The sequence below is a fragment of the Hydrogenophaga sedimenti genome (genome assembly GCF_051857515.1).
Classification (GTDB): Bacteria; Pseudomonadota; Gammaproteobacteria; order Burkholderiales; family Burkholderiaceae_C; genus Hydrogenophaga.
In genome coordinates this window covers 1-1,321 of sequence record NZ_JBPZHA010000032.1, presented here as the reverse complement: position 1 = coordinate 1,321, position 1,321 = coordinate 1, and the positions used below count along the sequence as shown (strand labels likewise).

Sequence of the window (1,321 nt, the reverse complement as noted above, 5' to 3'; positions counted from 1 at the left end):
TGAACCGCCCCGGGAATCGTGGAGGCTGGTTGGTTTAAGTCAGGCCGTTGTTGCGGCCTGATTGGCGAGTTGCCGCCAGTAGTTTGCCTCAGCCTCGGCCGGCGGGATGTAGCCGATGGGTTCGAGCAGCCTGTGGTGGTTGAACCATGACACCCATTCGAGGGTGGCCAGCTCCACCGATTCCTTGGTCTTCCACGGTGCTCGCCGGTGGATCAATTCGGCCTTGTACAGCCCGTTGATCGTCTCGGCCAGCGCGTTGTCGTAGCTGTCACCTTTGCTGCCCACCGAGGGCTCGATGCCGGCCTCGGCCAGTCGCTCGGTGTAGCGGATGCTGACGTATTGCGACCCCCTGTCGGAGTGGCAAACCAGGCTGCCGTCGCGCTCGGGCTGGCGTGCGTACAGCGCCTGCTCCATGGCATCAAGCACGAAGTCCGTGCGCATCGAGCTGCTCACCCGCCAGCCCACGATGCGCCGGGCGTACACGTCGATCACAAAGGCCACGTACAGCCAGCCTTGCCAGGTCGAGACGTAGGTGAAGTCCGAGACCCAGAGCTGGTTGGGCCGGTCTGCTCTGAACACACGGTTGACCCGGTCCAGCGGGCACGGTGCCCGGCCATCGCTGATGGTGGTACGCACCACCTTGCCGCGGCGCACGCCCTGTAAGCCCAGGCGCCGCATCAGGCGTTCGACCGTGCAGCGCGCAATGGCGATGCCTTCGCGGTTGAGCTGCTTCCAGACCTTGTCGGCGCCGTAGACCTGCATGTTGGCGTGCCACACGCGCTGGATGTGCAGCATCAGGGCATCGTCGCGTTGAGCTCTGGCGCAGCGTCGCTCGGGGTTGCGCTGTGCGCAGGCGTGGCGCCAATAGCCTGACGGGGCGATCTGCAACACCTTGCAGATCGACTCGACCCCGTAGGCCTTTCGATGCTGGTCGATGAAGCCCTTCAGGACTTCAGACGGCGGTCGAGCTCCGCCTGGGCGAAAAACGCGCTGGCCAGCTTCAAGATCTCGTTGGCCTTGCGCAGCTCCTTGTTCTCGCGTTCGAGTTCCTTGAGACGCTGCAGCTCGGAAGTAGTGACGCCCTCGCGCAGGCCGCTGTCGACCTCGTGGCGCTTGACCCAGGTGTGCAGGGTCTGCGGCACACAACCGATCTTGGGTGCGATCGAATCAATGGCGGCCCACAACGACGGGTACTCGCCCCGGTGCTCCAGGACCATGCGAACGGCACGCTCGCGCACTTCTGGTGAAAACTGGTTCGACTTCTTGCTCATGGCTCTATCCTCTCAGGGAAAAGAGCCTCCTCAAAACCCGGGGCGGTTCA

General features: G+C 63.9%; 1 protein-coding gene and 1 other annotated feature. The gene reads right to left on the bottom strand.

Annotation, left to right across the window (positions count from 1 at the left end; translation table 11 throughout):
• Positions 1–39 precede the first annotated feature (39 nt).
• Positions 40–1,271, bottom strand: a protein-coding gene (locus ACS5NL_RS22665) for an IS3 family transposase (protein ID WP_439356257.1) whose coding sequence is annotated in 2 segments (ribosomal slippage) — positions 40–986 and positions 986–1,271 — 1,233 coding nt in all. Because the reading frame shifts where the segments join, the coding sequence is not laid out codon by codon here.
• Positions 874–990 (bottom strand) — a sequence feature (AL1L pseudoknot). (Overlaps the previous gene by 117 nt.)
• Positions 1,272–1,321 lie beyond the last annotated feature (50 nt).